This is a genomic window from Sphingomonas sp. CCH15-F11, from assembly GCF_001557005.1.
Taxonomy (GTDB): Bacteria; Pseudomonadota; Alphaproteobacteria; order Sphingomonadales; family Sphingomonadaceae; genus Sphingomonas.
This window is the reverse complement of sequence record NZ_LSKG01000075.1, coordinates 1-7,399: the sequence shown is the minus strand read 5'-3', so window position 1 is coordinate 7,399 and position 7,399 is coordinate 1. Positions and strand designations below refer to the sequence as shown.

Here is a 7,399-nt window from a genome sequence, read left to right as displayed (position 1 = left end):
GGCGGTGGGCTGCTCGGCAGCCTGGTCGGGGTGGCAGCCGGGCTGTTCGGTGCGCCGGGACGGGCGACGGGCGGTCCGGTGGCGCCCGGCCGGCCCTATTGGGTGGGCGAGCGGGGGCCGGAATTGTTCGTGCCGACCGCGAGTGGGCAGGTGGCGGTGCCACAGGCGAGTGGCGCGCGCGAGGTCAGGGTGGCCATCACCGTCAATGCCGGCGCTGGGGACGCGCCGCGGGCGCTAGCGCAATCGAGCCGGCAAGTGGCGCGGGCGGTGCGGGCGGCGTTGGTGGAGGCTTAGGGCGCAATTGGCCTGAGGCCCCGGCCTGCGCCGGGGCGACGCGTCCGGGCTGGCGGCCCCGGCCTTCGCCGGGGCGACGCTTTGGGGGCAACGGAAGTAGGTGTGGGGCATTGGTTGATGCGGTCGCGGACGGTGCAGGACGAGGGCGTGCTGACGCGGTTCGATCCGCGGTACTGGACGGTCAATTTCCCGCGACCGATGATGGCGAGCGTCGTGACGACCGCGCCGGACGCGATGCGGGTCGATGCGGTCTTCTATCGCGCCGACGATCTGGCCGGGCTGATCTGGGAAGCGGAGGACTGTTGGGACCATCCCCTGCTCCGTTATGCGACCGACCGCGATTTTCGGGGGTGTCGACTGCGCTTTCGCTGGCGGTCGGCGGGCATCCTGCCGCTGGATGCGATCAACGGCCCGACGCTGACGATCGAGGGGCGCGATGCGGCGGGCGCGCCGCGCGCCTGGTATGTCCGGCTGTGGAACTATGCCACCGGCATGCCCGAGGATGCGACGATCACGCTCGACTTCGCGGCGCTGAACGGCGGATTCCTGTTGCCGGGCGAGGCCGATCCGGTGTTTGCGGGCGATGTCGACCGCATGTTCATCTCGCTGGTGCCGCCGGGCTATACCAACGGCGATGCGTTGTTGCCCGCGCCCGCCGAGGGTTGGGCGGAGCTGACCGAGATCCGTTGCGATGGGCCGGGATCGGTGCTGGCGATCGGCGATGCAATCGTGCCCGAACATGGGCTGGGCATCGCCAACGGCTATGACGATACCTATAACCTGACCCCGGCGCGGGTGCTGCACAACGCGCTTCATCTCGGCTATCGCGATGCGATCGTCCATTATGTCGGCATGAGCCATTATTTCCGGCTTGAGGCCTCGGGTGACCAATTGCTGGTCAGCTTGAATGGCGGGGCGCTGAATGCGCCATGCATCGCGTGGCACCGCGACTTTGCTCGGCGGGCGGCGGAGCTCGGCTATGCGATCATCTGGTCGCTGAGCTACGAATTGTTCGACGCGCATTGCTGGGAGGACTGGAAGCAGCGCGCCTGGGACGGATCGCCGGCGCTGACCGGATGGGTGCCGCCATCGACCTTGCTGTCGCCGGCGAGCGCGGCGGCGATGAGCTATCTGCGCGCGGTGGCGCTGGCCTTTGTTGCGATTGCCGCCGAGGGCGGGGCGCGGGTGCGGTTCCAGATCGGCGAGCCGTGGTGGTGGCTTATGCTCGACGGGCGGCCGTGCCTGTACGACGATGCCGCGCGCGCCGCGTTCGGGGGTACGCCGCCGGAGATTGCGAACGTCAACGTGCCGCTGTCGGCCGCGCAGATCGAACTGCTCGACCAGGCGGGGGCGATGCTGGCGCAATCGACTGCGGCACTGGCTGACGCGGTGCGGGCGGCGGCGCCGGGGGCGGAGCTGCTGCTGCTCGCCTATCTGCCCACCATCCTCAACGAAGCGGCGCCCGAGTGGAAACGCGCGGCGCTGCCGGTCGGCTGGGCAAGCCCGGCGTTCGATGTGCTGCAGCTCGAGGATTATGACTGGGCGGCGACCGGCAATACGGGCGCAAGCGCGCGGGCGGTGGCGGCGGCGACTGTTCGGCTGGGCTATCCGGTCGAGCGGCAACATTATTTTTCGGGCTTCGTGCTGAAGCCCGAGGATGCGCCGCAATGGGCAGCGATCGACGCGGCCGCCGAAGTGGCGCGGGCGCGCGGCGTCGCGGCGACCTTCATCTGGGCGCTGCCGCAGATGATGCGCGACGGCTTCATTCATTTCGATGTGGAGGAGGATGCGGTGACGCCGTTCGACGACGTGCTGTTCCCGTTGGCGCTGGGGCGTGAGGCGGAAGTGATCCCCGAATGGTCGACCGCGATCGTCAGCAGCGCGGGCGGACAGGAAAAGCGCAACGCCAACTGGGCGGCGGCGCGAACGCGGTACGATGCCGGGCCGGGCGTGCGATCGGAAGCCGACATCGCCGAACTGCTCGCCTTCTTTCGCGCGCGGATGGGGCCGGCGCGCGGCTTCCGCCTGCGCGACCCGTTCGACGCATCGTCGCGCGACGATGATGGTGCGCCCGGCCCGACCGACCAGGCGCTGGGGGCCGGTGACGGCGTGATGACGCGCTTTGCGCTGATCAAGCGGTACGGCGAGACCGAGCGGCGCATCACCCGGCCGGTAGCGGGCAGCGTGCGCGTCGCGATCGATGGGGTCGAGACCGGCGCGTTCGTGGTCGAAGCGGGCGGATGGCTGTCGCTCGACAACGCGCCGCCCGACGGTGCGATCGTCACTGCGGGCTTCCGGTTCGACGTGCCGGTGCGTTTCGCCGAGGACCAGTTGAGCGTCAGCCGCGCGACGTTCCTGGCGGGCGTGGCGGCCAGCGTGCCGCTGGTCGAGGTGCGCGAGGCATGAGCATCGACTGGCTGGCCGGCGAGGTGACCACGCTGGCGCTGTGCTGGCGGATCGAGCGGCGCGATGGCGTGGCGATCGGGCTGACCTCGCACGATCGCGACCTGGTTCGCGATGGGCTGATCTATCGGGCTGCGCCGGGCATGACGCCGTCGGCGATCCAGCGCAGCGACGCGCTCGACGCTGATACGATGGAGGTGCGCGGTGCGATCGACCACGGGACGATCAGCGCCACCGACCTGATCGCCGGACGCTGGGACGGCGCGCGCGTGACGATCACGGCGGTCGACTGGACGCAGCCCGGCCATCAGGCGGTGCCGCTGGGCGAGGGCGAGATCGGTGCGGTCGAGCTGGCCGATACGGGGTTCGCGGCCGAGCTGACGGGCATCGCCGCGCTGCTGGACGCGCCGGCGAGCGAGGAGACATCGCCGACGTGCCGCGCTGAGCTGGGCGACCGGCGTTGCCGGGTGGCGATGGCTGCGCGCGTCCGGATGGGTCGGGTGACCGACGGGCAGGACGAGGTGCTGACCCTCGACATCGCCGAGCCGGTCGCCAATGGCTGGGCGGGCGGGCGCATCCGCTGGCTGACCGGCGCTAATTCGGGGCTGGCCGAGGAGGTCGTGGCATCCGACGGCAACGTGGTGACGCTGCGCCGCCCGCCGCGCTTTGCGAGCGGCGACGCGCGGATCGAGATCACCGAGGGGTGCGACAAGCGGCTGGAGACCTGCCGCGACCGTTTTGCCAACGCGGCCAATTTCCGCGGCGAACCGCACTTGCCGGGCATCGACCTGCTCACGCGCTATCCGGGCGGATGAACGAGGCGCGGATCGTCGCGGCGGCGCGCGCCGCTGTCGGCGCGCCCTTTCGGCTGCACGGCCGGACGATCGCGCACGGGCTCGACTGTGTGGGGCTGGTCGCGCTGGCGCTGGCGGGCGCGGGATATTCAGGGCCGGTGCCCACAGGCTACGCGCTGCGCACCGGAGAATCCGGGATCGGCGACGACTGGGCCAAGCTGGCCGGGCTGGAACCCGGCCCCGCCGGTGCGGGCGCGATCCTGCTGGCCCAGGCCGGGCCGGGCCAGCTGCACCTGGCGATCGACAGCGGCACGGGGGTGATCCACGCCGACGCGTGGCTGCGCCGCGTCGTCGAGCGACCGGGCGCGCCGCCATGGCCGATCCGTCGTCGCTGGCATTATCGGACGGGGTTGGAGGACAGTTAGATGGCGACCTTGGTACTGACGGTGGCGGGCGGCGCGATCGGCGGGCCGATCGGCGCGGCGGTCGGATCGCTGCTGGGCCAGGCGGTCGACAATGCGGTGCTGTTCCGGCCGGGACGGCGCGAGGGGCCACGCCTGACCGAACTGGCGGTCCAGACGTCGAGCTATGGTACGGCCATTCCCCACATCTTTGGAACGATGCGCGTTGCCGGATCGGTGATCTGGTCGACCGACCTGATCGAGGCGCGCGGCCGCAGCGGCGGCGGCAAGGGTGTCGCGGCGACCACCACCTACAGTTATTCGGCGTCCTTTGCGGTACTGCTGTCGGCACGGCCGGTGCGCGAGGTGCGACGGATCTGGGCCGACGGACGGCTGTTGCGCGGCGCGGCAGGCGATTTCAAGAGCGAGGTCGCGGACTTTCGGCTGCATCGCGGCGGCGAGGCGCAGGCGGTCGACCCGCTGATCGCGGCGGTCGAGGGAAGCGCGGCGACACCCGCTTATGCCGGCTGCGCCTATGTCGTGTTCGAGCAGCTTCAGCTGGCGGATTTCGGCAATCGTCTCCCTTCGCTGACCTTTGAAGTCGTGGCGGAGGCGTTGCCACTGGACGTCGGTACGATCCTGGCAGAGGTCGGCGAGGGGCAGATCACCCCCGCGCTGACCGGCGAAACGGTGACCGGCTATTCGGCATATGGTTCGACGATCCGCGGGCTCGCGGAAGGTCTGGCGAGCGCCTACGGCCTGTGGTTCGTCGCGGAGGACGGCGGATTGCGCCCCGATGCCGGAACCGGCGCAGCGCGGCTGATCCGCGACGCGGGCGCTGCGGTGGAAGGCGGGGGGGCAGGCGCGGCACGTCGGCAGCGCCGTATCGCGTCCGCGCAGACGACGCCCGGCACGGTCACGGTCGCGCATTATGACGCCGCACGCGATTACCAGTCGAGTGTCCAGCGCATCGTGCGTACCGGGGCCGCGCGGCGCGTGCTGCGCATCGACCTTCCCGCCGTGGTGACCCCTGGCGACGCACGCCGGCTTGCGGGACAGGCGTTGATCCGCGCCGACCGCGAGCGCGAGCAGCGCCGGGTGACGCTGGACTGGCGCGATATCGACATCGCGCCCGGATCGCGGGTCGCCATCGAGGGCGAGCCCGGGGTCTGGCGCGTGACCGGCTGGACCCTGGAAGCGATGACGGTCGTGCTCGAGCTGCGGCGCATCATCGGCGCGGGGGTGATCGACGCCGGTTCTTCGGGCCGGGTCGCGCCCGCGCCCGATCTGGTCCACGGGCCCACCGTTCTGGCGATCGCCGAGGCGCCGCTGATCGACGATGCACCGGTCGAGCGCGCGCAGTTGCTGATCGCGGCCGCCGGCACGTCGTCGGGCTGGCGCGGCGCGGCGATCGCGACGAGTCCCGATGGCGCGCGCTGGACGCCGCAAGGCCGCACGGCCCCGCCGAGCGTGATCGGCAGCGTCGCGACGCCGCTGCGCGAAGGTCCCGCCACGATCGAGGACCGGCGGAACGAGATCGTCGTCGCACTCTTGAACGCGGCGATGATGCTGGAAGATGCGGATGACCGTGCTTTGGCGGCAGGTGCCAACGCGGCGCTGATCGGGGACGAGCTGGTGCAGTTCGGATCGGCGGTGCCGCTGGGGGCGAACCGATGGCGGCTGTCGCGCCTGTGGCGCGGACGGCGCGGCACCGAATGGGCGATCGGCACGCATCAGCCGGACGAGCGCTTCGTCCTGCTCGACCGCGACGCGTTGCGGTCGATCGATCTGTCGCCCGCGCTGATTGGCGTCGACATGCAGGTCGAGGCGAGCGGGATCGGCGACCGGCCCGACCCGTCGCGCGCGACGGTCCGGATCGATGGTCGGTCGCTGGTGCCGCCCGCGCCGGTCCATGGCACGTGGCAACGCACGCCGGGCGACGCCCTAATGTTGTCGTGGCGGCGCCGCGGCCGCAGCGGCTGGACCTGGATCGACGGCGCCGATGTGCCGCTGGGCGAAGACGCGGAACGCTATCGGGTCACGTTGCACCGGGCGGATGGCGACGTGGTGGTGGCCGAGGTGTCCATGCCGGCCCTGGCCGTTGACGATCCCGCCGTCGCCGCGGCGCTGGCGAGCGCCGAGGTCAGACAGCTCGGCACGCATGGCGCATCCCGCCCGCTGATCATCTCCGCACAGCAATGACCCGTTCATGAAAGGTGGACCCATGGATGACGACAAGACCCCCCGGTTCTCGCTTCCGATGCTCTATGCCGGACAGGCGCAGAAGGAACTGACGCACAACGAGGCCCTGGTCGCGATCGACACGCTGCTCCACCTCGTGGTGCGCGGGACGACCGGGCTGCCTCCGGAAGATCCCACGCCTGGCGACTGCTGGATCGTCGGTGCGCCAGCGACCGACGTCTGGACCGGACGGGAGGGCCAGATCGCGACCTGGACGACCGGCGGCTGGCGGCACCACGTGCCCACCGTCGGCATGTCGGCATGGTCGATCGTCGACGGAGTCATGCTGACATGGCTGGGTGCGGAGTGGTCGCAGGGCGAGCTTCGCGGTACCCGTTTCCAGGTCGCGGGCATGCAGGTCGTCGGGGCGCGCCAGCCCGCGATCGCGGACCCATCCGGCGGTGCGGTGGTGGACCAACAGGCGCGTGCCACGATCGCCGCACTACTTTCCGCACTCCGCGCACATGGTCTGATTGCTGCAGCTTGATTGTGTCTATCGCGCAACAACGGACGATATTGTGCGCTTGCACGGAAACTAACACCCGAGTAGGGAGTTTGCGCTGTCCGTAGGACAACCAGGAAAGGGGATTACAATGCGGAAGCTTGCCATCACATTGGCGCTTGCGACTACCGCGCTCGCTACTCCCGCCCTCGCCCGCGACAACGCGTGGTATGTGGGCGTCGAAGGCGGCGCGATGATCGTTGAAGATCATGATTTCGACCTGTCGAGCACTGGCCAGAACATCCTGTCCACCGACAATGACTATGGCTGGGATGTCGATGCCACGATCGGCTATGACTTCGGGCCGTTCCGCGTCGAAGCCGAAGTCGGCTATCGCGAAGCGAGCGTCGATGCGCACCAGCTGACCATCCCGGTCGGCGGCGTTCCGGCGGGCATCTACGAGAACCCGGCCACGGGTGACTCGTCGGCGTTGAGCTTCATGGCCAACGGCCTGATCGACTTTGGGCCCGACGACGGTGCCCAGGGCTTTGTGGGCGGCGGCGTCGGTGTCGCACGCGTCAAGTACAGCGATTTCGGCGTTCTGCCGCGCGTTCTGCTCGACGACAGCGACACGGTCTTTGCCTGGCAGGTTCTGGCCGGTGTGCGCGCGCCGCTCTCCGACAATGTCGACGTCAGCGTGAAGTATCGCTTTTTCAACGCCGATGACGTGACCGTTGTTGCGGCCACCGGTGCGAGCCTCGACTCGCGCTTCCGGTCGCACAGCATCCTCGGCGGCCTGACCTTCAACTTCGGCGAGCCCGCGG

6 protein-coding genes and 1 pseudogene are annotated in these 7,399 nt (G+C 70.1%); all 7 read left to right on the top strand.

Annotated elements, in window-relative coordinates:
* Positions 1-294 (top strand): annotated as a pseudogene (locus AX709_RS19135) (tail tape measure protein); the annotation flags it as partial.
* A gap of 102 nt (positions 295-396) precedes the next feature.
* Positions 397-2,700, top strand: coding sequence for a DUF2460 domain-containing protein (locus AX709_RS07425; protein ID WP_066548310.1), 2,304 nt, complete (start codon positions 397-399; stop codon positions 2,698-2,700).
* A 2-nt stretch (positions 2,701-2,702) separates the two neighbouring features.
* On the top strand, positions 2,703-3,512 hold the full coding sequence (locus tag AX709_RS07420) for a DUF2163 domain-containing protein (protein WP_066548311.1): 810 nt from the start codon (positions 2,703-2,705) through the stop codon (positions 3,510-3,512).
* On the top strand, positions 3,509-3,916 hold the full coding sequence (locus AX709_RS07415; protein ID WP_066548306.1) for a hypothetical protein: 408 nt from the start codon (positions 3,509-3,511) through the stop codon (positions 3,914-3,916). The genes AX709_RS07420 and AX709_RS07415 overlap by 4 nt, the downstream gene beginning before the upstream one ends.
* Positions 3,917-6,094 carry a phage tail protein gene (locus AX709_RS07410; protein WP_066548304.1) on the top strand — a complete coding sequence of 726 codons (2,178 nt, stop codon included), beginning with the start codon at positions 3,917-3,919 and terminating at the stop codon, positions 6,092-6,094.
* Positions 6,095-6,101: 7 nt separating this feature from the next.
* Positions 6,102-6,620, top strand: a complete 519-nt coding sequence (locus AX709_RS07405; protein WP_231727455.1) for a DUF2793 domain-containing protein — start codon at positions 6,102-6,104, stop codon at positions 6,618-6,620.
* Between the two features lie 106 nt (positions 6,621-6,726).
* Positions 6,727-7,399, top strand: a 673-nt coding sequence (locus tag AX709_RS07400) for an outer membrane protein (protein WP_156454194.1), incomplete at its 3' end; no start/stop codon positions are given.